The organism is Luteimonas aquatica (genome assembly GCF_022662575.1).
Classification (GTDB): domain Bacteria; phylum Pseudomonadota; class Gammaproteobacteria; order Xanthomonadales; family Xanthomonadaceae; genus Luteimonas; species Luteimonas aquatica.
Genome location: NZ_JALBFU010000006.1, coordinates 20891 through 41688, shown reverse-complemented (window position 1 = coordinate 41688; position 20798 = coordinate 20891). Strand labels below are relative to the sequence as shown.

Here is a 20798-nt window from a genome sequence, read left to right as displayed (position 1 = left end):
GTGGACCAGCGCACAGTTTACCCGCCCGCCCGGGGACGCATTAACGTTTTTTCATGCTGCGGAAAGCGCTCCGTACGGACGGCGCCGATAGCGTGGGCCGCGCAATCCCGCACATCACCGGAGATCCCGCATGTCCCGTTTGCTGCTTCCCTTCGCCGCCGCCGTCGCCATCGGCCTGGCCGGCGGCGGGTTCTCTCCCGCGCACGCCGCGACGCCGCGCACCGCCGCCGCTCAGGCGAAGGCGCCGGCCGCCAGGCACGCGGCCTGCCGCGATGCCCATGGCAAGTTCCAGGCCTGTCCGCAGGCGCAGGCCAAGTCCAAGCGCTGCCGCGACGCGGCGGGCAAGTTCGTCAAGTGCGCCGCGTGAGCAGCGGGCCGTGCGCCGTGCGGACGGCGCACGGACCGCGCCTGGACCGCGCCGTTGAGGGCGCCGGGTGCGCAAGCCGATAGGCGAGGCCGTCGCGCGCGCACGACGCCTGCTTGGGATGGGTTTGTCAGGGCGCCGGCGCGGCGGCTAGAGTGGCCGCAGGCACGCCGGCGAGCGCGACTGGCCGGCGCCACGTGACGACAAGGAGGATCCCGATGCGACTGCATGCTGCGATGGCCGTTTTGCTGATCGCGGGCCTGAGCGCCTGCGCCACCGACGCGCCGCCTGCGGCGCCCGTCGCCGACACGCCGGCGTCCCCGCCGATGCCCGGCTCGGACCAGGACGCGCACGGCTGCAAGCCTTCGGCCGGCTACACCTGGTGCGCGGCGACCAACCGATGCGAGCGCGCCTGGGAACTGGCCGAGGCCAAGGGCTTCGAGCGGACGCCCGAGGCCTTCGACCGCTATTGCAAGAACCCGCCCGAGGGGAAGTGACCGAGGCCGCGTCCGAGGAGCGGCAACGCATGGATGCGCGGTCGAGGAGGTTTCTCGCAAATGCCAATTTCCTCGTTTCGGCCGGCGCTGGCGCCTGGGCGCTATACCTGATCGCCTGGCTCTTCGTCCCGGTCACCGTCGATTCCCATTCCGGCCTGGCGTCGGCCCTTGCGGGCCTGTGCGTGCTTCCCGTGGCATTGGCGGCATTCGCCACCGGAAAACTTTTTCTGCGCGGGCGCCGCGCGGCCTGGGCCCTGCAGCTGGCGACCTTGGCGCTGGCGACGCTGGCCCTGAGATGGGTCGCGTAGTGCCGGAGCGGATTGCCCGCCCCGGCGATGCGCAAGGGGGCGCGAAGCCCCGGGCGCAGGCAACAAAAAACCCCGCTGGCGGCGGGGTTTCTTCGGTCGATCCATGGTGCCCAGGAGAGGACTCGAACCTCCACGGTGTTACCCGCTAGTACCTGAAACTAGTGCGTCTACCAATTCCGCCACCTGGGCAGGTGAGCCGCGTATGTTGGGGGCGAGAAGGGCGCTTGTCAATGCGTCGCCGCCGATGACGGGGCCGGGACGCCGGGGCGTGTAACATTCGCGGCAATGGCAAAAACACCCAGCAAGCGCGGCGGCGGCCGCGGCAAATCCGCCGGCGGCAAGGCCGCGTCGGCCCCGAAACGCGGCGGGGCGAAGACGGCGGGCAAGGCCCGCAAGCTGCCCGGCTGGATGCCCGAATCCCTGGCGTCCGAGCCCGGCGGCAAGGCGCCCAAACGCGCCGGCAAGGGCGCCGCGCCCGGCGGCGGCGGACGTCGTCAGGGAGCGCAACCGGCGGCCGCGCCGGCCAAGCATCGCCCCGGCAAGGCCGCAGGCCTGAACGATCCCCATGCCGCGCGCGAGGCCGAGCGCTACGAGCGCCCGATCGCCAGCCGCGAGGCCATCCTGCAGCTGCTGGCCGAGGCCGACGGGCCGCAGACCACCCAGGCCCTGGCCGAGCGGCTGCAGCTGACCGAGCCGGACCGCTTCGAGGCCCTGGGCAAGCGCCTGGCGGCGATGCTGCGCGACGGCCAGCTGCTGCAGAACCGGCGCGGCGGCTACGTGCCGGCGCGGCAGATGGACCTGATCCCGGGCACGGTGATCGCCAACCCCGAGGGCTTCGGCTTCCTGCGCCCGGACACGGGCACCGGCGACGACCTGTTCCTGCCGCCCTACGAGATGCGCAAGGTCATGCACGGCGACCGCGTGCTGGCCAGCGTCACCGGCGTGGACCACCGCGGGCGCCGCGAAGGCGCGATCGTGGAGGTGCTGGAGCGGCGGCTGAGCCGGCTGATCGGGCGCTTCGAGCTCGATTCCGGGGTCAGCTACGTCGTCCCCGACGACCGGCGCATCCAGCGCAACGTGCAGATCCCGGCCGACGCCCGCGAGGGCGCGCGCGCCGGCCAGCTGGTGGTCTGCGAGATCGTGCAGCCGCCGACCGCGCAGCGCCCGCCGATCGGCCGCGTGCTGGCGGTGCTGGGCGACAAGCTCACCCCGTCGCTGGTGGTGGAGGCGGCGATCCACGGCCACGAGCTGCCGCACGAATTCCCGCAGCCCGTGCTCGAGGAGGCCACCGCGGTGCCGCTGACGGTCGACGCCGCCACCGCCGCGGCGCGGGTCGACCTGCGCGCGACGCCGCTGGTGACCATCGACGGCGAGGACGCCAAGGATTTCGACGACGCGGTGTACTGCGAGAGCAACCGCAACGGCTTCCGCCTGGTGGTGGCGATCGCCGACGTCTCGCACTACGTGCGCCCGGGCACGCCGCTCGACGAGGAGGCGCAAAAGCGCGCCACCTCGGTGTACTTCCCGGGCTTCGTGGTGCCGATGCTGCCCGAGACGCTGTCCAACGGCATCTGCTCGCTCAATCCCAAGGTCGACCGCCTGTGCTTCGTCTGCGACATGCAGATCGACCGCGAGGGCGAGGTCACCCGCTCGAAGTTCTACGAGGCGGTGATGAACTCGCACGCCCGCCTGACCTATACCCAGGTCTGGAAGGCGGTGGGCGAGGACGACGCCGAAGCGCAGGCGCAGGTCGGCGCGCTGCTGCCCGACGTGCAGCGCCTGCACCAGCTCTACCAGGTGCTGGCCAAGGCCCGCGCCAGGCGCGGCGCGATCGAGTTCGAGACCTCCGAGACGCGCTTCGTGCTCGACAACAAGGGCGAGGTGGCGCAGGCCGGCATGCTGGTGCGCAACGACGCGCACAAGCTGATCGAGGAATGCATGATCGCCGCCAACGTCGAGGCGGCGAAGTTCCTGCTGGCCAAGGGCGTGCCGGCGCCGTACCGCATCCACGACAAGCCGCCGGAGTCCAAGTACGCCGACCTGCTGGAGTTCCTCAAGGAGTTCGGCCTGCGCATGCCGCCCTGGGCCAAGCTGCAGCCGCGCGACTTCACCCAGCTGCTGAAGAAGGTGCGCGAGCGCCCGGACGCCGCCCTGATCGAGTCGGTGCTGCTGCGCAGCCAGAGCATGGCGGTCTACGCCCCCGACAACGTCGGCCACTTCGGCCTGGCGCTGGCTGCCTACGCGCATTTCACCTCGCCGATCCGGCGCTATCCCGACCTGCTGGTGCACCGCGCGATCAAGCACGCGCTGTCCGGCAAGAAGGCCGGTGCCTTCCAGTATTCGCCGCGCGAGATGGCGGCGCTGGCCCTGCAGTGCTCCGAGCGCGAGCGTCGCGCCGACGAGGCCGAGCGCGAGGTCGACGAGCGCTACCGCGCCGCCTGGATGGAAAAGCACGTGGGCGGCGAGTTCGACGGCGTGATCAGCGGCGTGACCAGCTTCGGCCTGTTCGTCGAGCTGGACGGTTCCAAGGTCAACGGCCTGGTCCACGTCACCCAGCTGCCGAACGACTATTACCATTTCGATCCGGTGCGCAAGACGCTGTCGGGCGAGCGCACCGGGCGCGCCTTCCGCCTCGGCGACCGCGTGCGGGTGGTGGTGCTCAAGGCCAGCCTGGAGGAGCGCAAGATCGATTTCCGCCTGGTGGAGGAGCGCGGCGCCAAGCCGCCGCCGACGCGCGGGCAGCCGGCGAAGCGGGTCAAGCAGAAGTACTGAGCCGGGCCTCCGGCTCGCGGGGAAAGGCGCGGGGCAACGAGCACACATGAGCAAAGACAACCAATGGGTCGTTGGCATCAACGCCGTCGGCGCCGCCATCGAGCACGACGCCGAGCACGTGCGCGAGGTGCTGCTGGAGGCCGGCGCCAAGAACCCGCGCATCGCCGAGATCGAGGGCGCCGCGCGCCGCATGGGCATCGACGTGCGCCGCGTCGCGCAGCAGGCGCTGGACGGCGTCGCCGGCGGCCTGCGCCACCAGGGCGCGGCGGCGCGCTATGCCGCGGCCAGGACCTGGGACGAGCACGAGCTGGCCGCCCTGGTCGAGGCGGCCGGGGGCAGGGCATTGCTGCTGGTGCTCGACGGCGTGCAGGATCCGCACAACCTCGGCGCCTGCCTGCGCAGCGCGGCGGCGGCCGGCGTCACCGCGGTGGTGATTCCCAAGGACAAGGCGGTGCAGGTGAACGCGACCGTGCGCAAGACCTCGGCGGGCGCGGCCGACAGCATCCCGGTGGTGCGCGTCACCAATCTTTCGCGCACGCTGCGCGACCTGCAGAAGCAGGGCGTGTGGATCTACGGCCTGGCCGGCGAGGCGACGGCGTCGCTGTACGCGCTCGACCTGCGCGGCAACGTCGCCTTCGTGCTGGGCAGCGAGGCCGACGGCCTGCGCCGCCTCACCCGCGAGCACTGCGACCAGCTGGTCACCATCCCGATGCCGGGCCTGGCGACGGCGGCGGCGGTGGAAAGCCTCAACGTCTCGGTCGCGGCCGGCGTCACCCTGTTCGAGGCGGTGCGCCAGCGCCAGCCCTGATCCGGCCGGCGAGCCTGATCGGCAACGCCTTCGCTGCATCCTGATCGACAAGCGCAACTCCCGGAGAACGACGTCATGAACATGCAGTGGTACGACTGGGTCGGCATCGTCGGCACGCTGATGGTGCTGTTCGCCTATTACCTGCTGCAGGCCGGCCGCCTGCACGGCAACGGCCTGCTGTACCAGGTGCTGAACCTGTTCGGCGCGGCGGGCGTGCTGGCCTCGCTGTACGGCAAGTTCAACATCGCCGTGTTCCTGCTGATGACGGTCTGGCTGGTGATCAGCATTTACGGCCTGGTCCGTACCGTGAAGGGCGCCGGCGCGCCGAAGACGCCGGTGCCGTAACCGCGCGGGTTACACGGCGGTCAAACTCGCGCCCGTGCGCCGTGAGAAGATGGCCGCCACACACAGGAAGCGGGGACGACCCCGCCTCTCCATCGCATCCGGGGACGGCCCCACCTGCCTGGGAGAGACCTCATGCCCTGGATCATCCTCGTGCTCGCCGGCCTGTTCGAGATCGGCTGGGCGATCGGACTGAAATACACCGAAGGCTTCACCCGCCTGTGGCCCAGCATCGGCACCGTGGCGGCGATGGTCATCAGCCTCGGCCTGCTGGGCGTGGCGATGAAGTCGCTGCCGGTCGGCACCGCCTACGCGATCTGGGTGGGCGTGGGCGCGGTGGGCACCGCGATCCTCGGCATCGTGCTGCTCGGCGAGCCGGCGAACGCGGGCAGGCTGGCGAGCCTGGCGCTGATCGTGGCGGGCATCGTCGGCCTGAAGCTGGCCTCGGCCGGCTGAACGCAAGCTCCTCGCCTGTGCGGGGCGGGCGAATGCAATTGTGTAACTGCCGCGCGCCCCGCTAGGCTTGCGGCACCATGTCCCGCCGCGCGCGCCATCGCCGAACCAAGTCCCTGCTGCGGCTGTGCCTGATGGCATTGCTGTCGCTGGGCCTGGCGCTGCAGCCGCTGCTGGCGGCGGTGGGCGAACTGCACGAGTTCGCCCACGATCCCGCGGGCCTGCATGCCGTGCAGGACGAGGGCGCGCAGGACGAGAACGCGCAGGACGAGGGCGCGCAAGACAAGAACGCGCAGGCGCCGGACGCCGGCGGCGCGGACGATCCCTCCGGCCTGCACCAGCTGCTGGAATTCGCGCACTGCTGCGGCCAGATGCCGGTGTCGTCGCTGCCCTCGGGCGCGGCCGCCACCGCCTTCCCCCTGGCCGGCGATCGCCCGCAGGCCGAACCGCAGCTGCCATTGCAGGCACGCGTCTCCTCTCCCTTCCGTCCCCCGATCGTGGCCTGAGCGCACGACCGGCCGTCCAGCGGCCGGCGCCCACTCCTGCCACCACATCGAGGGATTTTCCATGTTCGTGCGATTCGCGGCCGCGGCCGCGTCGATCGCCGTCGCGTGCATGCTGGCCATGCCGGCGCGGGCGGCCGATCCTCCTGTTTCTCCTTCCGACGCCATCGCCCAGGCGCGCGCGCCCGACGCGGTTCGCGAGGCGGTGCGCGATGCCTGGCTGCGCTACCCCGGCCAGCAGGCCGCGCAGGCGCAGCTGGCCGCGACCCAGGCCCGCCGCGACGCCGCGGCGCAGCCGTTGTACAACCCCGAGCTCAGCTTCAATCGCGACGACGAGGGCACGGACGTCACCACGACCGCCGGCGCCTCGCTCACCCTCGACCTGAGCGGCAAGCGCCGCGTGCGCCGCGACGCCGCCGAGGCGCGCGTGGACCAGAGCGCGGCGACGGCGAAGCTGCTGCGCCGCGATTTCGCCAGACGCTGGTTCGCCGACTGGTCGGCGCTGCAGAGTGCGCAGCGGCGCGTGGCGGTCGGCGAGCGCCGCCTGTCGCTGACCCGCCGCTTCGCCGAGATCGCCGGCCGGCAGTTCGCCGCCGGCGACATCTCCGGCGCCGAGCGCGATCTGGCGCAACTGGCGCACGACGAGGCGCAGGCGCAGCAGGCCACGCTGGTGGCCGAACGCGCGCAGGCCGAAGCCGGCTTCGCCGCGCTGGGCGGGGATGCGCAGGCGCTGCAGGCGCAGGCGCTGCCCAGCGACAGCCTGCCGCCGCCCGTTGCGGCGGATGAGGCGGTCGAGGGATTGCCGGAATGGCAGGTGGCGGACGCGGCCGCGCGCGTGGCCGAGCGCGAGATCGCGGTGGCCAGGCGCAACCGCGTTCCCGATCCGACGGTGGGCTTCAACGCCGGCCGCATCCGCATGGGCGGCGCCAGCGACAACGTGTTCGGCGTGTCGCTGAGCATCCCGCTGTTCGTGCGCAATTCCTACCGCGCGGAAGTGGTCGCGGCGAACGCCGATGCCGATGCGGCGAATGCCGAACGCCGGCGCGTCGCCCTCGAGCTCGGCGCCGAGCGTCGGCGCGCGACCGACAGCTACGCCTCCGCGCTGTCGGCGTGGAAGCAGTGGCGCGGCAGCCGCGCCACCGACGTCGAGCGCCGCGCCGACCTGCTCGAGCGCACCTGGCGCGAGGGCGAGATCTCCACTTCCGACTACCTGCTCCAGCTCAAGCAGTCGCTGGATACGGCCCTGGCCGGCGCCGAGCTCGAGGCGCGCCTGTGGCAGACCTATACCGATTATCTCGCCGCCGTCGGCCGCATCGAGCGCTGGGCCGGGCTGGAGGCGACGCCATGAGGAACATCGCCATCATGCTGGACGACACCACGAAGACGAAATCCGGGGCCGCGCCGTCGCCGCGCGCGCGCCTGATCCCCTTGGCGCTCTCGTCGCTGCTGCTGGTGCTGGCGGCCTGCTCGAAGCAGGCGCCGCAGGCGCCGGCGGCCGGCGAGGGCGCCAAACCCGACGCCGCCGCCGCGAAGGGCGAAGCCCAGCCGGGAAGCGCGGGCGACGAGGCCGGGCACGAGGAGGACGAGGGCAGCCACGAGGACGCGCAGGAGGCGGCCGGCGCGGTCAAGATCGACGCGGCGGCGATGCGCGCCGCGGGCATCCGCATCGAGGCGCTGGCGCCCGGCGCGCTGGGTGGACAGCTGCGCGCGCCGGGCGAGGTGCTCGACAACGCCTACGGCACCACGCTGATCACCCCGCGCGTGGCGGCGCTGGTGGTGCGGCGCCACGCGAAGCTGGGCGACGAGGTGCGCAACGGCGCGCCGCTGGTGACCCTGGCCAGCGTCGAGGTGTCCGACGCGCAGGCCGAGCTGCGCATCGCCGAGCAGGAGTGGCGCCGCGTGTCCTCGCTGGGCACCGAGGCGGTGTCGGGGCGGCGCATCGGCGAGGCCCGGATCGCGGTGGACCGCGCCCGCGCCAAGGCGCAGGCCTACGGCCTGCCCGGCACCTCGAGCGGCAGCGTCAGCGGCCAGTTCGTGCTCAACGCGCCGCACGCGGGCCGCATCACCGAGGACGATTTCGTGGTCGGCGAGCGCATCGAGCCCGGGCGCGCGCTCTATCGCCTGGTCGACGAAAGCACGGTCTGGGTCGATGCGCGCCTGCCGCCCGGCAAGGTGCCGGACCTGGCGCCGGGCTCGGAGGCGACCGTGGTCGCCGGCGGCGAACGCCTGCAGGGCAAGGTGCTGCGCACCTCGCACCGCACCTCGGAGAGCACCCGCAACGCGGTCGTGCGCATCGAGGTGCCGAACCGCAACGACCGCCTGCACGGCGGCGATTTCGTCGACGTCTATCTCGACGCCGGCGATGCCGCGCGGCGGCTGAGCGTGCCGACCACGGCCCTGGTGCAGATGCAGGGCGACACGGTGGTCTTCCGCCAGGACAAGGCCGGCGCGCTGGAGGCGGTGCCGGTGCGCACCGGCGCGGTGATCGGCGACGTCACCGCGATCGAGGAGGGCCTCGAGCCCGGCGATCGCGTGGTGGTGGCGGGCGCCTTCGCCGTCAAGGCGAGCATGCTGAAGTCGCAGCTGGGAGAAGGCCATGGGCACTGATCCCCGCGATGGCCGCCGCGCGCGAGCGCCCGGCGGCAGCAACAAGGACCGCGGAGGCGAGCCATGCTGAACCGTCTCGTCGAACTCTCGCTGCGCTACCGCTTCCTGGTGCTGATCGTGTTCGCCGTGGTCGCCTTCCTCGGCATCGGCGCGGTGCGCAGCGTTCCCATCGATGCGTTTCCCGACGTCACCCCCGTGCAGGTCAACGTCTATACCGAATCGCCCGGGCTGGCCGCCGAGGACGTCGAGGAACTGCTCACCACGCCGGTGGAATCGGCGCTGGCCGGGCTGCCGAAGGTGCAGGAGATCCGCTCGGTCAGCCTGTTCGGCCTGTCCTACGTCTCGGTGTACTTCAGCGACGACACCGACATCTTCTTCGCGCGCCAATTGGTCAACGAGCGCCTGCAGGAGATCGGCGACCGCCTGCCGGAAGGCTACGGCAAGCCGTCGATGGGCCCGAACACCTCGGGCCTCGGCCAGGTGTACTGGTACACGATCGAGCGCGCGCCGGGCACCAGCAGGCAGCAGGTCAGCGACATGGACCTGCGCACCTGGCAGGAATGGACGGTGCGGCTGATCCTGCGCACCGCGCCCGGCGTGGACGACGTCAGCTCCTGGGGCGGCGGCGAGCGCCAGTACCAGGTGCGCATCGACCCGCAGCGCTTGTATGCGCGCGGCCTCGGCTTCAAGGACGTGATCGATGCCCTGCCGGCCAACAACGGCCAGGTCGGCGGCAACGTCATGGACGTGGGCCGCGAACAGTTCCTGGTGCGTGGCCTGGGCCTGCTCAAGTCCACCGAGGACATTGGCGCAATAGCGCTGAACAGGAGCGATGTGCTCAAGGCGGTGGACGGCGCGCCGATCTACCTGCGCGACGTGGCCGAGGTGGTGGAGGCGCCGGCGCCGCGCTTCGGCGCGGTGACCCGCGACGGCGAAGAAGTGGTGCTGGGCATGGCGCTCTCGCGCATCGGCGAGAACGCCCGCAACGTGGTCGCCGCGGTCAAGGACAAGCTCGACGTGGTGCGCGCGGCCTTGCCGGAAGGCATCGTGCTCAAGCCGATCTACGAGCGCACCGACCTGGTGAACAAGGCGGTCGGCACCGCGACGCGGGCGCTGATCGAAGGCTCGCTGCTGGTGGCGGTGGTCCTGTTCCTGTTCCTGGGCGAGCTGCGCTCGGCGCTGGTGGTGATCGTGACCCTGCCGCTGGCGATGCTGATCGCCTTCATCGGCATGGGCCAGTTCGGCCTGTCGGCCAACCTGATGTCGCTGGCCGGCCTGGCCATCGGCATCGGCATGATGGTCGACGGCGCGGTGGTGATGGTGGAGAACGCCTTCCGCATCATGGCCGAGCGGCGCGCCCACGGCGAGCAGGTCAACCGTGTCTCGGCGGTGCTGGCCGCCGCGCAGGAGGTGGCCAACCCGATCGCCTTCGCCATCCTGATCATCATCGTGGTGTTCCTGCCGCTGTTCTCGCTGGAGGGCCTGGAAGGCAAGATGTTCAAGCCGATGGCCTTCAACATCGCCTTCGCCATGGCGGGTTCGCTGGTGCTCAGCCTGACCCTGATCCCGGTGCTGGCCTCGATGATCCTCAAGCCCAAGGAGGAGAAGGACACCTGGCTGGTGGCCTGGCTCAAGCGCCGCTACCGTCCGCTGCTGGAATGGGCGCTGGCCCGCAAGAAGGCGGTGATCGGCATCGCCCTGGGCGCGCTGCTGGCGAGCCTGGCGCTGTTCCCGTTCCTGGGCAAGGAGTTCATGCCGCAGCTGCAGGAAGGCTCGATCATGTGGCGCGTCACCGGCATCCCGTCGACGTCGCTGGACGAGTCGATCCGCACCAGCAACCTGATCGCCAAGGCGTTCAAGCGCTTTCCCGAGGTCGACACCACGGTGGCGATGATCGGACGCGCCGAGAAGGGCGAGACCGCCGACGTCAACTACATGGAGATCTACACCGCGCTCAAGCCCGAGAAGGAGTGGACCACCGGCCGCAGCATCAAGCAGCTGGAGGAGGCGATGCAGGAGACGCTGGAGAAGGAGGTGCCCAACGTGGTGCCCGGCTACACCCAGCCGATCCAGATGCGCGTGGAGGAGCTGATCTCCGGCGTGCGCGCCACGCTGGCGCTGAAGCTGTACGGCACCGACCTCGGCCAGCTCGACAAGCTCAGCGGACGGATCAAGGGCGTGCTCGGCAAGGTGCCTGGCGTGGCCGACCTGTCGCTGGAGGCCAACGTCGGCAAGCCGCAGATCCGCATCAAGGTCGATCGCCAGGAGTTGGCCCGGCACGGCATGAACGCCGAGGACGTGCTGACCATCGTCCGCAACGGCCTGGGCGGCGAGCCGGTGAGCGTGCTGCTGGACGGCGTGCGCCGCTTCGACATCGCCGTGCGCCTGGACGAGGGCACGCGCGGCTCGGTCGAGGCGTTGCGGCGCATCCCGCTGCGCACCGCCGCCGGCGCGGTGGTGCCCTTGTCCGAGGTGGCGCAGATCGAGGTCGCGGAAGGCTACTCGTTCGTGCGCCGCGAGCAGCTGCAGCGCTACGCGGTGATCCAGATGGACGTGCGCGGCCGCGACATCGACGGCTTCGTCAAGGAGGCCGATGCGGCGATCGCGCAGCAGGTGAAGCTGCCGCCGGGCTACTGGATCGAGTGGGGCGGGGCGTTCGAGAACCAGCAGCGGGCGCTGTCGAAACTGGCGGTGATCGTGCCGGTGACGATCTTCTTCATCTTCGTGCTGCTGTACACGGCCTTCAACTCGGTGCGCTACGCCGCGCTGATCCTGGCCAACGTGCCGTTCGCCACCATCGGCGGGCTGGTGGCGCTGTTCGCGACCGGCCAGTACCTGTCGGTGCCTTCGGCGATCGGGTTCATTGCCGTGTTCGGCGTGGCGATGCTCAACGGCATCGTGCTGGTGAGCTTCCTCAACGAGCTGCGCGGCAAGGGCCTGTCGCCGCGCGAGGCGGTGCGCCAGGGCACGGCGCTGCGCCTGCGGCCGGTGCTGATGACCGCCAGCGTGGCGATCCTCGGCCTGGTGCCGATGCTGCTCTCCAGCGGGGTCGGCGCCGAGACCCAGCGCCCGCTGGCGACCGTGGTGGTCGGGGGCCTGATCAGCTCGACGCTGCTGACGCTGGTGCTGCTGCCGGTGCTGTACGAATGGCTCGAGCAACGCGGTGAAAGCGGGCGCGGAGAACGAAAGCAGGAGGAGGAGCGGACATGAAGCAGATCAAGGCCTTCGTGCACCGGCGCCGCGTCGGCGACCTGGTGCACGCCTTGGAGGAAGCCGGCTTCCGGCGGCTGAGCCTGTTCGACGTCAAGGGCGTCCTGCAGGGCCTGACCGAACGCGAGCTGGACTATTCTGTCGACCTGGGCGAGCGCATCCTCAACGAGGTGCAGATCGAGCTGTTCTGCGAGGATGCGCAGGTGGAGCGGGCGATCTCGACGGTGCGCGCCAACGCGCGCACCGGCGGCCGCAACGCCGGCTGGATCTACGTCAGCGATGTCGCCCAGGCCATCGAGATCGCCGGCGAAGCGCGGCAAGCACCGGAGAACTGACATGGGCGCGGGACACGATCACGGCGGCGGCGAGATCCGCCACGAAAAACCCCTGTGGTGGGCCTTCGGCCTGACCGCGACCTTCCTGGTCGCCGAGGTGGTGGGCGGCCTGCTCACCAACAGCCTGGCGCTGCTGTCCGACGCGGCGCACATGGGCACCGACGTGATCGCCCTGGCCATCTCGCTGTTCTCGGTGCGGCTCAGCCGCAGGCCGCCCGACGCCAGGCGCAGCTACGGCTATGCGCGCATGGAAGCGCTCGGCGCCATGGTCAACGGCGGCCTGCTGTTCGTCGTGGCGATCTACATTCTCTGGGAGGCGATCGGGCGTTTCCGGCAGCCGCCGGAAGTCGCCTCCACCGGCATGCTGGTGATCGCGGTGCTGGGGCTGGTGGTCAACCTGATCTCGATGCGCCTGCTGCGCGCCGGCAGCGGCGAGAGCCTCAACGTCAAGGGCGCCTATCTCGAGGTCTGGGCCGACATGCTCGGCTCGGTCGGCGTGATCGTGGGCGCGGTGGTGATCATGCTCACCGGCTGGACGCCGATCGATCCCATCATCGCCGTGCTGATCGGCCTGTGGGTGCTGCCGCGTACCTGGGTCCTGCTGCGGCAGGCGGGCAACGTGCTGATGCAGGGCGTGCCGGAGGGACTGTCGCTCGACGAGATCCGCGCGGCGCTGCTGGCGCAGCCCGGGGTGGCCTCGGTCCACGACCTGCACGCCTGGGCATTGGGCTCGCGGGAGCCGGTGCTCAGCGCGCACGCGGTCGTCGAGGACGGGGCGTCGCCGGACGCGGTGCGGGTCGCGCTCGCGCGGATGCTGGAGACGCGCTTCGGCATCGAGCACGCGACGCTGCAGATCGAGGGCGAGGCCTGCGGGCAGTCGGCGCAAGGGCATGCGGGGCATCCGTAACCGGATGCCCGTGACGCGATCGTCAGGCGTTCGGGGCCAATGCCGATGCGGCGTCGGCTAGGCGCGATCCGCCCATTGGTTGGCGATGGTGCAGAACAGCTGCGCGGTGCGCTCGGTGTCGTAGACGGCCGAGTGCGCGTCCTCGCTGCTCCATTCCATGCCGGCGGCCTGCACCGCGCGGGCGAGCACGGTCTGGCCGTAGGCGACGCCGGCCAGGGTGACGGTGTCGAAGACGCTGAAGGGATGGAACGGGTTGCGCTTGTGGCCGCTGCGCGCGACCGCCGCATTGAGGAAATTGAGGTCGAAGTGGGCGTTGTGGCCGACCAGGATCGCGCGTTGGCAGTCGTGCTTGCGCACCGCCGTGCGCACCGCGGCGAAGACGTGGTCGAGCGCCTCGCGCTCGGGCTTGGCGAAGCGGAACGGATGGTCGATGACGATGCCGGTGACTTCCAGCGACTTCGGGTCGATCAGGGTGCCCGGCGCCGGCACGACGTGGGCGCTGGCGCCTTCGCCGGGGATCAAGCGGCCGTGCTCGTCGAGGTCGATCGGCAGGACGGCGATTTCGAGCAAGGCATGCCGGTTCCAGTCGAACCCGCCGGTCTCCACGTCCACGACCACCGGGAGGAAGCCGCGGAAGCGTTCGGACATCTTGCGGAAGGCGGCGGGGGCGGCACTCGGGTCGGCTTGCGTCATGCGGCAAGCCTACCAAAGCTTCGCCTCGCATCGGCGGGGGCGGCCATGTGCGGCGTTCGCGAAGGCCGGGACAAGCCTGTTTTGCCCGTCATTCCCGCGAAAGCGGGAATCCAGCGGCGCGAATGCGATGGCCCAAGGCGCTGGCCTGCCATCGCAGGGATGTTCGCGGGGATGGCGGCGCCTATTCGGATTCGCCCGGGGCATGGACCCGGGTGCCCAGCACCGTGCCTTCTTCCCGCAGCCGCGCCAGCATCGCCGCGCCCTCGCGTTCGAACGCCTCGATGTCCTGCGCGCCGGCCTCCGCGGCGAGCGCGCGCAGCTGCTCGCGGCCGGACAACGTCGGCTCCAGGTCCAGCCGCTGCAGCAGGCGATAGGTCAGCGGGCTCAGGGCGTGGAAGCTGACCTTGCCGTCGCGCTCGCGGCGCAGCAAGAGCAGCGTGGGCTGCGCCGGCGGCGCGTCCGGCAAATGGTCGGGACCGATCCGGTTCACCGGCCAGGCATAGGCGAGCGGCCAGGCCAGCGGCGACAGCACCGGCTGCCCGGCCAGCAGATCGCCCCCGGCCTCGTGCGCGATGTCGGCGGCGGCCTCGCTGATCTGCAGCGCCAGTTCCACCCATTCGTAATGGGCCAGCTCGCGCAGCCAGGGCGGATCGGCGCGTTCCGGGTCCGCCGGCGCGGTGCCGGCCTCGCGCGCTTCCAGATAGCGCAGGAATTCCCGCGGCAGCTCGGGGAACAGCGGCGTGCGGCAGCCGTGGTCGCGGTAGAACGCGCGCACCAGCCCCGTCCATCCGGTCTCGCCGTAGATGCGCCGCAGCACCGGAAAGTTGCCGGCGAGCAGGCCGGCGATGTTGTTGAAGAACAGCTCGCGATAGATCTTCAGCCTGCGCGGCTCGATGCCGGGCGGCGGCGGTACGCGGTCGGGATCGCGGATGTAGGCCGCCAGCGCGTCCTGCTGCTGCGGCAGGACGTTCATGCCGTGCGCGCGGACAGGGCGCGCGGCGGCGCGGCGGCCGGCGCCTGCGCCAGGTGGCGGCGCACGGTGTCCAGCTCGTCGACCAGCTCGGCGAAGGGCGGGAAATTGAAATCGCGCTCGAGCAGCGTCGGCTTGCGCCCGTGCACGCGGTAGGCCTCGGCGAGCAGCGCCCACACCGGGTCGCTGACCCCGGCGCCGTGCGTGTCGACCTTCAGGTCCTCCGCCTCGTCGTAATGCCCGGCGACGTGGATATAGGCGACGCGCTCGCCCGGCAGCGCGCGCAGGAATTCGTGGGCGTCGTAGCGGTGGTTGGTGGCGTTGACGACGATGTTGTTGACGTCCAGCAGCAGCTGGCAGTCGGCTTCGGCCAGCACCGCGTTGACGAACTCGATCTCCGGCATCGCCCGCTGCGTGTCTGCTACAGGCAACGCGGCGTAGTAGGAGATGTTCTCGACCGCGATACGCTGGCCGAGGATGTCCTGGGTGCGGCGGATGCGCGCGGCCACGTGCGCCACCGCCTCCTCGGTGAAGGGCAGCGGCAGCAGGTCGTAGAGCTGGCCGTGGCTGTCGCCGCAGGCGCTCAGGTGCTCGCTGTAGATCGCGGCCGCATGGGTGTCCAGGAAACGCCGCACCTTGCGCAGGAAGGTCTCGTCCAGCGGCGCCGGGCCGCCGACGGAGAGCGACAGCCCGTGGCAGACCAGCGGATGGCGCGCGACCAGTTCGGCGAAGCGCTCGCCCAGGGCGCCGCCGACGCCGATCCAGTTCTCCGGCGCGGCTTCCAGGAAATCGAACGTGCCGGGCGCGGCGGTGAGCAGGGCCTCGAGCAGCGAGCGCCGCAGTCCCAGGCCGACGCTGGTTTCGGTCAGTGCCACGGTGCCGTTTCCAAGCAAAACCCGCGCGCCGGAGCGCGCGGGTTGCGGTCGACGCGCTGGCTCAGGCCGAGCCGCCGCACTTGCCCTCGCCGCACTTGCCTTCGGCGCCCTTGGCAGCGGCCTTCTTGTCGGCGCCGCACTTGCCTTCGCCGCACTTGCCCTCCTGGTGGGCCTTGCCTTCGGCTTCGTCGATGAAGCCGTCCTTGTTGGTGTCGATGCCGTCGAACTTCGACTCCTTGCCGGGATGCGCGGCGTCGAACTCGGCGCGCGAGACCTTGCCGTCCTTGTCGGCGTCCATCTTCGCGATGCCGCACTTGCCTTCGCCGCACTTGCCCTCGGCCTTCTTGTCGCCGCCGCAGCTGCCTTCCTTCGCCTTGTCCGCGCCGCAGGAGGCTTCCTTCGCCTTGTCGGCGGCGGCGGCTTCCTGCGCGCCGAGCAGATAGCCCTGCGCGAGCTGGGTGGAGGCGAAGGCGGAGCCGGACAGCATCAGGCCGCCGGCGAGGGTGGCGCCGATGGCGAGGGCGACGGGCTTCTTGGTGTTGGACATCTTGGCTCTCTCCTGATGGTTACGGGCGGGGCCCGCAAGGGGTGGTGAGTGTTAACCAGCCATGGTTAAGACTTCGGAAACGTCGAGTGCGGGGGACAGGTATTGTCGCGCCAGGCTGCGTGCGCGATGCAAGCGGGCCTTGGCGGCTTCGGGATGCAGGTCAAGTTGCGCGGCGATCTCGGCCACGGTCAGGCCTTCCAGGTCGCGCAGCAGGATGATGTCGCGGTAGTGGGCGGGCAGGGCGGACAGCGCCGCCGCCACGTCCCGGATCAGGCCGCTCGGGGCGGGGTAGTGCGGGCCGTCGATCTCCTCGAGCGAGGGCAGCAGCACCAGGTGCCGGCGCGCGCGCTTGAGCCGGTTGCACTCGCGCTTGACGATGCGGAACAGCCAGGAGGCATAGGCCTCGAGGGCGCGCAGGCCGCCGAGCTTGCGCGAGATCAGCAGCAGGCTTTCCTGCACGGCGTCCTCGACGTCGTTGATCTCGCAGTGGTACTCGGCGTAGCGGCGCAGGTCCTGGCGCGAGCGCGCGAGCACCCGCTCCAATGCGGCGCGGTCGCCCGCGCGCGCGGATTGCAGTTGCGCGCGGAAGGCGTCCCCGGGGGCGTCGGCGGTTTCGGTCATGGTCCTGTCGGTCACGGTAGCGGATGGCGATCATCCGCACACGCCCTACAGGAGACCGGCCGGGCGCCGATCGGTGCGCCGGGCCGGGGTCGGGGCCGGAAAGGATTCAGCCCGGGTTTAGCCCCCGGGCGCCGCCGGCGCGCCCAGGTTGCGGTGCAGCATGGCGCCGGCGCGGGGAGCGCCGACGGAACCTCAGGCGGCGGTGTTGGTCTCGTCGCGCTTCTCGCGCGGCGGAAGCGGCTCCTCGCCGTGGACCTGGAACCAGATGTTCTCGGCGATATTGGTAGCGTGGTCGCCGATGCGCTCGATGTTCTTGGCCATGAACAGCAGGTGCGTGCACGGGGTGATGGCGCGCGCGTCCTCCATCATGTAGGTGAGCAGTTCGCGGAACAGGCCGGTGTACTGGGCGTCGAGCTGGGCGTCGGTGGTGCGCACCTTCAGCGCCGCATCGGCATCGCCCTCGCGGTAGGCCGTCAGCACGTCGCGCACCTGCTGCGCGGCCAGCGAACCGAGCGCATGCAGCCCGCGCGTATGCGGCAGCGGCGGCGCCAGGTTGAGCGCGATCGAGCGCTTGGCGACGTTGGCGGCGTAGTCGCCGATGCGCTCGATGTCCGAGACGATGCGCAGGGTGGCGAGGATCTCGCGCAGGTCGCGCGCCAGCGGGCCGCGCAGCGCCAGGGTCATGGCGTCGTGGCTGATGGTGCGCTCCAGGGTGTCGATTTCCTCGTCGTTGCCGATGATGCGCTCGGCCGCGCGGTCGTCGCGCCGCTCGACCACGTCGAGCGCCGCTTCCAGCTGCGCGGTGGCCATCTCGCCCATGCGCAGCACGTCGCTCTGGATGCGGCGGCGCTCCTCGTCGTAGCTCTTGACGATGTGATCGTGGGGTTGGGTGTTCATGTGGGTTCTCGGAGTCGTTGCGTGGGCGCTGGGCGGGGCTATGGCGCGTGGTGCGATTCTGAGCCTGCTTCGTGAGGACCGCTGCCGCCTTCCATGGCGAAACGTCACTGGCTTCGGGGCGTCCGGCCCGGCCTTCCCTGGCCGGGCGTTCGGGACCGCGGCCGATGCCGATAGGGCATCGGCCAAGCGCGGTCCCTCACCCAAACCGTCCGGTGATGTAGTCTTCGGTCTGCTGCTTGGTCGGGTTGGAGAAGATCGTCTCGGTGGCGCCGTGCTCGATCAGGTCGCCCAGGTACATGAAGGCGGTGAAGTCGGACACGCGCGCGGCCTGCTGCATGTTGTGGGTGACGATGGCGATGGTGTAGTCCACCTTCAGCTCCTCGACCAGCTGCTCGATGCGGCTGGTGGAGATCGGGTCCAGCGCCGAGGTCGGCTCGTCGAGCAGCAGCACGCTCGGCTTCAGCGCCACCGCGCGGGCGATGCACAGGCGCTGCTGCTGGCCGCCGGAGAGGCCGAGCGCGCTCTGCGAGAGCTTGTCCTTGACCTCGTCCCACAGCGCGCCCTGGCGCAGCGCGTGCTCGACGCGGTCGTTCATCTCGGACTTCGACAGCTTCTCGTGATGGCGGATGGCGTAGGCGATGTTCTCGTAGATCGTCATCGGAAACGGCACCGGCTTCTGGAACACCATGCCGACCTTGCTGCGCAGCCGGTTCATCGGGTACTTCGGCGAAAGGATGTTCTCGCCGTCCAGCAGCACCTCGCCGGTCGCGGCCAGCTTCGGATACAGCGCGTAGATGCGGTTGAAGATGCGCAGCAGCGTCGACTTGCCGCAGCCGGAGGGGCCGATCAGCGCGGTGACGCGCTTTTCCGGGATCTCCAGGTTGATCGACTTCAGAGCGTGGAACTTGTCGTAGTAGAAGTCCAGACCGCGCGCGGCGAGCTTCACCGGCGCCGCCACCGGCTCGGTCGCACGCGATTGCGTCGCGATCCTGCGCGGCGCGGTGTCTTCGATGTGGTGGGCGTCGTTCATGGAGGGATTCCGGACGATTGGAGGCGAAGAATCGGTGGCTGCAGCGAATGCCGGCAGGCCCGCAGGAGGGCGAGCGGGCTTGTGCGGATGCGCCTGGAGGTCAGTCATGCGAGATGCGCTTGCGCAGCAGCAGGGTGCGCGCCCCAAGGCTGACCACCAGGACGAACAGGGTGAGCACCAGCGCGCCGGCCCAGGCCAGGGTGCGCCAGTTGTCGTAGGGGCTGCCGGCGAACTGGTACATCACCACCGGCACGCTGGCCATCGGCTTGAGGATGTTGTTGCTGTCGTACAGGTTGCCGAACGCGGTGAACAGCAGCGGCGCGGTCTCGCCGCTGATGCGCGCCAGCGCCAGCAGGATGCCGGTGACGATGCCGGCCGAGGCGCTGCGGTACAGCACCTGGACGATCACCTTCCACTGCGGCACGCCCAGCGAAAGCGCGGCCTCGCGCATCTGCGCCGGCACCAGGCGCAGCATCTCGTCGGTGGTGCGCACCACCACCGGCAGCACGATGAAGGCCAGGGCGATCGCGCCGGCCAGCGCCGAGAAGTCGCCGCCGGCCAGCTGCATCACCACCAGGGTGTAGACGAACAGGCCGAGCACGATCGACGGCGCCGAGAGCAGGATGTCGTTGACGAAGCGCACCACGGTGCCGAGCTTGCGGGCGTTGCCGTACTCGGCCAGCCAGGTGCCGGCGGCGATGCCCAGCGGCGTGCCGATCAGCACGCCCATCGCGCACATCAGCAGCGAGCCCTTGAAGGCGTTCATCAGGCCGCCTTCCTCCATCGGCGGCGGCGTGATCTGCGTGAACAGCGACCAGTTGATGCCCTGGATGCCGCGCGAGACCAGGGTCCAGAGGATCCAGGCCAGGAACAGCAGGCCGAATGCCGCCGCCACGCAGGACATCGCCAGGGCGACGCCGTTGAGCAGCTTGCGGCGGCCGTAGAGCCTGTCGGCGTAGCGTTGCGCTGCGGTATCCATGATCAGTTGCCCTCCTTGCGCGCGAGCTGCAGGAGCATGAAGCGGGCGATGGCCAGCACCACGAAGGTGACGATGAACAGCACGAAGCCGAGCAGCAGCAGGGCCGAGCGGTAGGTCTGGGTAGCCTCGCCGAAGTCGTTGGCGATCAGCGCGGCGATGGTCGTGCCCGGCTCGAGCAGCGAGGCCGACAGCGACACCGAGTTGCCGACCACGAAGGCCACCGCCATGGTCTCGCCGAGCGCGCGGCCCAGGCCCAGGAAGATGCCGCCGATCACCGCCGAGCGGGTGTAGGGCAGGACGATGTCCCAGCTCACTTCCCAGCGCGTGGAGCCCAGCGCGTAGGCCGATTCCTTCAGCCGCGTCGGCACGGTGAGGAACACCTCGCGCATCACCGAGCTGATGAAGGGGATCACCATGATCGCCAGCACGAAGCCGGCGGTGAGGATGCCGATGCCCAGCGGCGGGCCCTGGAACAGCCGGCCGACCAAAGGCAGCGTGCCGAGGTTGTCGTTGAGCCAGGGCGTGACGTACTCGGTCATCACCGGCACCAGCACGAACAGGCCCCACATGCCGTAGATGATCGAGGGGATGCCGGCGAGCAGCTCGATCGCGGTGCCGACCGGCCCGCGCAGCCAGCGCGGCGCCACTTCGGTGAGGAACAGGGCGATGCCGAAGCTGATCGGCACGCCGATCAGCATGGCGATGATCGCGGTGACGATGGTGCCGTAGATCGGCGCCAGCGCCCCGTACTTGTTCTCCACCGGGTTCCACTCGGAGGAGTAGAAGAAGCGCAGTCCCTCGTGCGCGAGTACCTCGCGGCCGCCCCACAGCATCGACAGCGCGGCGCTGGCCAGCGCCACCAGGACGAAGACCACGGCCGCGGTGAGCGCGTAGCGGAAGAACCGGTCGTTGCGCGCGTCGCGGATGTCGCGCCCGGTGGGCGCGACCGATGCGGGTAGGCTGGTGGCGTTCATGAGCTCTGCTCGTCGTTCCTGCGCAAGCGGGAATCCAATGTCTTTCGTCGCTTGAAACAAAGTCGCTGGATCCCTGCTTGCGCAGGGATGACGATCCGCGCGCCCG

At 70.5% G+C, this 20798-nt stretch carries 22 protein-coding genes and 1 tRNA gene; 13 read left to right on the top strand and 10 right to left on the bottom strand.

The features are described 5' to 3' along the window. The first annotated feature begins 130 nt into the window (after positions 1–130). The 3 genes from MD221_RS12675 (at position 131) to MD221_RS12665 (ending at position 1169) form a co-directional block, all read left to right on the top strand. On the top strand, positions 131–367 hold the full coding sequence (locus MD221_RS12675) for a hypothetical protein (protein ID WP_242112161.1): 237 nt from the start codon (positions 131–133) through the stop codon (positions 365–367). Between the two features lie 215 nt (positions 368–582). Then, positions 583–861, top strand: a complete 279-nt coding sequence (locus MD221_RS12670; protein WP_242112160.1) for a peptidase — start codon at positions 583–585, stop codon at positions 859–861. After that, complete coding sequence (locus MD221_RS12665) at positions 858–1169, top strand: hypothetical protein (RefSeq protein WP_242112159.1); 312 nt, start codon at positions 858–860, stop codon at positions 1167–1169. Before MD221_RS12670 ends, MD221_RS12665 begins: the two co-directional genes overlap by 4 nt. 104 nt (positions 1170–1273) lie before the next feature. Here the strand turns inward: MD221_RS12665 and MD221_RS12660 are convergent. Continuing rightward, positions 1274–1358, bottom strand: a tRNA-Leu gene (locus MD221_RS12660). Positions 1359–1454: 96 nt separating this feature from the next. On the opposite strand from MD221_RS12660, the gene rnr reads away from it, so the two are divergent. The 10 genes from rnr (at position 1455) to MD221_RS12610 (ending at position 13106) form a co-directional block, all read left to right on the top strand. Further along, complete coding sequence (gene rnr, locus MD221_RS12655; protein ID WP_425602273.1) at positions 1455–3941, top strand: ribonuclease R; 2487 nt, start codon at positions 1455–1457, stop codon at positions 3939–3941. A gap of 46 nt (positions 3942–3987) precedes the next feature. Further along, positions 3988–4749 (top strand): 23S rRNA (guanosine(2251)-2'-O)-methyltransferase RlmB, encoded by a 762-nt coding sequence (gene rlmB, locus MD221_RS12650; protein WP_242112158.1) that lies wholly within the window; start codon positions 3988–3990, stop codon positions 4747–4749. 75 nt (positions 4750–4824) lie between these two features. After that, complete coding sequence (locus MD221_RS12645) at positions 4825–5094, top strand: CBU_0592 family membrane protein (protein WP_242112157.1); 270 nt, start codon at positions 4825–4827, stop codon at positions 5092–5094. A 132-nt stretch (positions 5095–5226) separates the two neighbouring features. Next, the gene (gene sugE / locus MD221_RS12640; RefSeq protein ID WP_242112156.1) at positions 5227–5547 is read left to right on the top strand and encodes a quaternary ammonium compound efflux SMR transporter SugE; all 321 of its coding nucleotides are present in this window, start codon (positions 5227–5229) and stop codon (positions 5545–5547) included. 77 nt (positions 5548–5624) lie between these two features. Further along, complete coding sequence (locus tag MD221_RS12635; RefSeq protein ID WP_242112154.1) at positions 5625–6050, top strand: hypothetical protein; 426 nt, start codon at positions 5625–5627, stop codon at positions 6048–6050. Positions 6051–6111: 61 nt separating this feature from the next. Beyond that, entirely contained in the window at positions 6112–7395 is a 1284-nt protein-coding gene (locus MD221_RS12630; protein ID WP_242112153.1) for a TolC family protein, read from the top strand. After that, positions 7392–8654 (top strand): efflux RND transporter periplasmic adaptor subunit, encoded by a 1263-nt coding sequence (locus MD221_RS12625; protein WP_242112152.1) that lies wholly within the window; start codon positions 7392–7394, stop codon positions 8652–8654. Before MD221_RS12630 ends, MD221_RS12625 begins: the two co-directional genes overlap by 4 nt. Before the next feature lie 63 nt (positions 8655–8717). Continuing rightward, entirely contained in the window at positions 8718–11864 is a 3147-nt protein-coding gene (locus MD221_RS12620) for an efflux RND transporter permease subunit (RefSeq protein ID WP_242112151.1), read from the top strand. After that, positions 11861–12199, top strand: a complete 339-nt coding sequence (locus tag MD221_RS12615; RefSeq protein ID WP_242112149.1) for a P-II family nitrogen regulator — start codon at positions 11861–11863, stop codon at positions 12197–12199. Before MD221_RS12620 ends, MD221_RS12615 begins: the two co-directional genes overlap by 4 nt. A 1-nt stretch (position 12200) precedes the next feature. After that, positions 12201–13106, top strand: a complete 906-nt coding sequence (locus MD221_RS12610; protein ID WP_242112148.1) for a cation diffusion facilitator family transporter — start codon at positions 12201–12203, stop codon at positions 13104–13106. A gap of 57 nt (positions 13107–13163) precedes the next feature. Here MD221_RS12610 and rnt read toward each other — a convergent pair whose 3' ends face one another. From rnt to pstC, 9 genes are all read right to left on the bottom strand, one after another. Next, the gene (rnt, locus tag MD221_RS12605) at positions 13164–13799 is read right to left on the bottom strand and encodes a ribonuclease T (protein ID WP_242112146.1); all 636 of its coding nucleotides are present in this window, start codon (positions 13797–13799) and stop codon (positions 13164–13166) included. 181 nt (positions 13800–13980) lie between these two features. After that, positions 13981–14772, bottom strand: coding sequence for an HvfC family RiPP maturation protein (locus MD221_RS12600; protein WP_242112145.1), 792 nt, complete (start codon positions 14770–14772; stop codon positions 13981–13983). Beyond that, the gene (locus tag MD221_RS12595; protein ID WP_242112144.1) at positions 14769–15644 is read right to left on the bottom strand and encodes an HvfB family MNIO-type RiPP peptide maturase; all 876 of its coding nucleotides are present in this window, start codon (positions 15642–15644) and stop codon (positions 14769–14771) included. The genes MD221_RS12600 and MD221_RS12595 overlap by 4 nt, the downstream gene beginning before the upstream one ends. 61 nt (positions 15645–15705) lie before the next feature. Next, on the bottom strand, positions 15706–16191 hold the full coding sequence (locus MD221_RS12590; protein WP_242112143.1) for an HvfA family oxazolone/thioamide-modified RiPP metallophore: 486 nt from the start codon (positions 16189–16191) through the stop codon (positions 15706–15708). A gap of 51 nt (positions 16192–16242) precedes the next feature. Further along, entirely contained in the window at positions 16243–16812 is a 570-nt protein-coding gene (locus tag MD221_RS12585; RefSeq protein WP_242112142.1) for an RNA polymerase sigma factor, read from the bottom strand. A 192-nt stretch (positions 16813–17004) separates the two neighbouring features. Continuing rightward, positions 17005–17709 (bottom strand): phosphate signaling complex protein PhoU, encoded by a 705-nt coding sequence (gene phoU, locus MD221_RS12580; RefSeq protein WP_242112141.1) that lies wholly within the window; start codon positions 17707–17709, stop codon positions 17005–17007. A 196-nt stretch (positions 17710–17905) separates the two neighbouring features. After that, a complete protein-coding gene (gene pstB / locus MD221_RS12575; RefSeq protein ID WP_242112140.1) occupies positions 17906–18739 on the bottom strand; it encodes a phosphate ABC transporter ATP-binding protein PstB in 834 nt (277 codons plus the stop codon). A 100-nt stretch (positions 18740–18839) separates the two neighbouring features. Then, positions 18840–19718 carry a phosphate ABC transporter permease PstA gene (pstA, locus tag MD221_RS12570; RefSeq protein ID WP_242112139.1) on the bottom strand — a complete coding sequence of 293 codons (879 nt, stop codon included), beginning with the start codon at positions 19716–19718 and terminating at the stop codon, positions 18840–18842. A 2-nt stretch (positions 19719–19720) separates the two neighbouring features. Further along, entirely contained in the window at positions 19721–20692 is a 972-nt protein-coding gene (gene pstC, locus MD221_RS12565; protein ID WP_242112138.1) for a phosphate ABC transporter permease subunit PstC, read from the bottom strand. Between the last annotated feature and the right edge of the window lie 106 nt (positions 20693–20798).

Bases quoted from the DNA above. Each gene is read 5' to 3' on its own strand.
- MD221_RS12675 (WP_242112161.1), top strand. From the start codon at position 131: ATGTCCCGTTTGCTGCTTCCCTTCGCCGCCGCCGTCGCCATCGGCCTG.
- MD221_RS12670 (WP_242112160.1), top strand. From the start codon at position 583: ATGCGACTGCATGCTGCGATGGCCGTTTTGCTGATCGCGGGCCTGAGC.
- rnr (WP_425602273.1), top strand. From the start codon at position 1,455: ATGGCAAAAACACCCAGCAAGCGCGGCGGCGGCCGCGGCAAATCCGCC.
- rlmB (WP_242112158.1), top strand. From the start codon at position 3,988: ATGAGCAAAGACAACCAATGGGTCGTTGGCATCAACGCCGTCGGCGCC.
- MD221_RS12645 (WP_242112157.1), top strand. From the start codon at position 4,825: ATGAACATGCAGTGGTACGACTGGGTCGGCATCGTCGGCACGCTGATG.
- sugE (WP_242112156.1), top strand. From the start codon at position 5,227: ATGCCCTGGATCATCCTCGTGCTCGCCGGCCTGTTCGAGATCGGCTGG.
- MD221_RS12635 (WP_242112154.1), top strand. From the start codon at position 5,625: ATGTCCCGCCGCGCGCGCCATCGCCGAACCAAGTCCCTGCTGCGGCTG.
- MD221_RS12630 (WP_242112153.1), top strand. From the start codon at position 6,112: ATGTTCGTGCGATTCGCGGCCGCGGCCGCGTCGATCGCCGTCGCGTGC.
- MD221_RS12625 (WP_242112152.1), top strand. From the start codon at position 7,392: ATGAGGAACATCGCCATCATGCTGGACGACACCACGAAGACGAAATCC.
- MD221_RS12620 (WP_242112151.1), top strand. From the start codon at position 8,718: ATGCTGAACCGTCTCGTCGAACTCTCGCTGCGCTACCGCTTCCTGGTG.
- MD221_RS12615 (WP_242112149.1), top strand. From the start codon at position 11,861: ATGAAGCAGATCAAGGCCTTCGTGCACCGGCGCCGCGTCGGCGACCTG.
- MD221_RS12610 (WP_242112148.1), top strand. From the start codon at position 12,201: ATGGGCGCGGGACACGATCACGGCGGCGGCGAGATCCGCCACGAAAAA.
- rnt (WP_242112146.1), bottom strand. From the start codon at position 13,799: ATGACGCAAGCCGACCCGAGTGCCGCCCCCGCCGCCTTCCGCAAGATG.
- MD221_RS12600 (WP_242112145.1), bottom strand. From the start codon at position 14,772: ATGAACGTCCTGCCGCAGCAGCAGGACGCGCTGGCGGCCTACATCCGC.
- MD221_RS12590 (WP_242112143.1), bottom strand. From the start codon at position 16,191: ATGTCCAACACCAAGAAGCCCGTCGCCCTCGCCATCGGCGCCACCCTC.
- MD221_RS12585 (WP_242112142.1), bottom strand. From the start codon at position 16,812: ATGACCGAAACCGCCGACGCCCCCGGGGACGCCTTCCGCGCGCAACTG.
- phoU (WP_242112141.1), bottom strand. From the start codon at position 17,709: ATGAACACCCAACCCCACGATCACATCGTCAAGAGCTACGACGAGGAG.
- pstB (WP_242112140.1), bottom strand. From the start codon at position 18,739: ATGAACGACGCCCACCACATCGAAGACACCGCGCCGCGCAGGATCGCG.
- pstA (WP_242112139.1), bottom strand. From the start codon at position 19,718: ATGGATACCGCAGCGCAACGCTACGCCGACAGGCTCTACGGCCGCCGC.
- pstC (WP_242112138.1), bottom strand. From the start codon at position 20,692: ATGAACGCCACCAGCCTACCCGCATCGGTCGCGCCCACCGGGCGCGAC.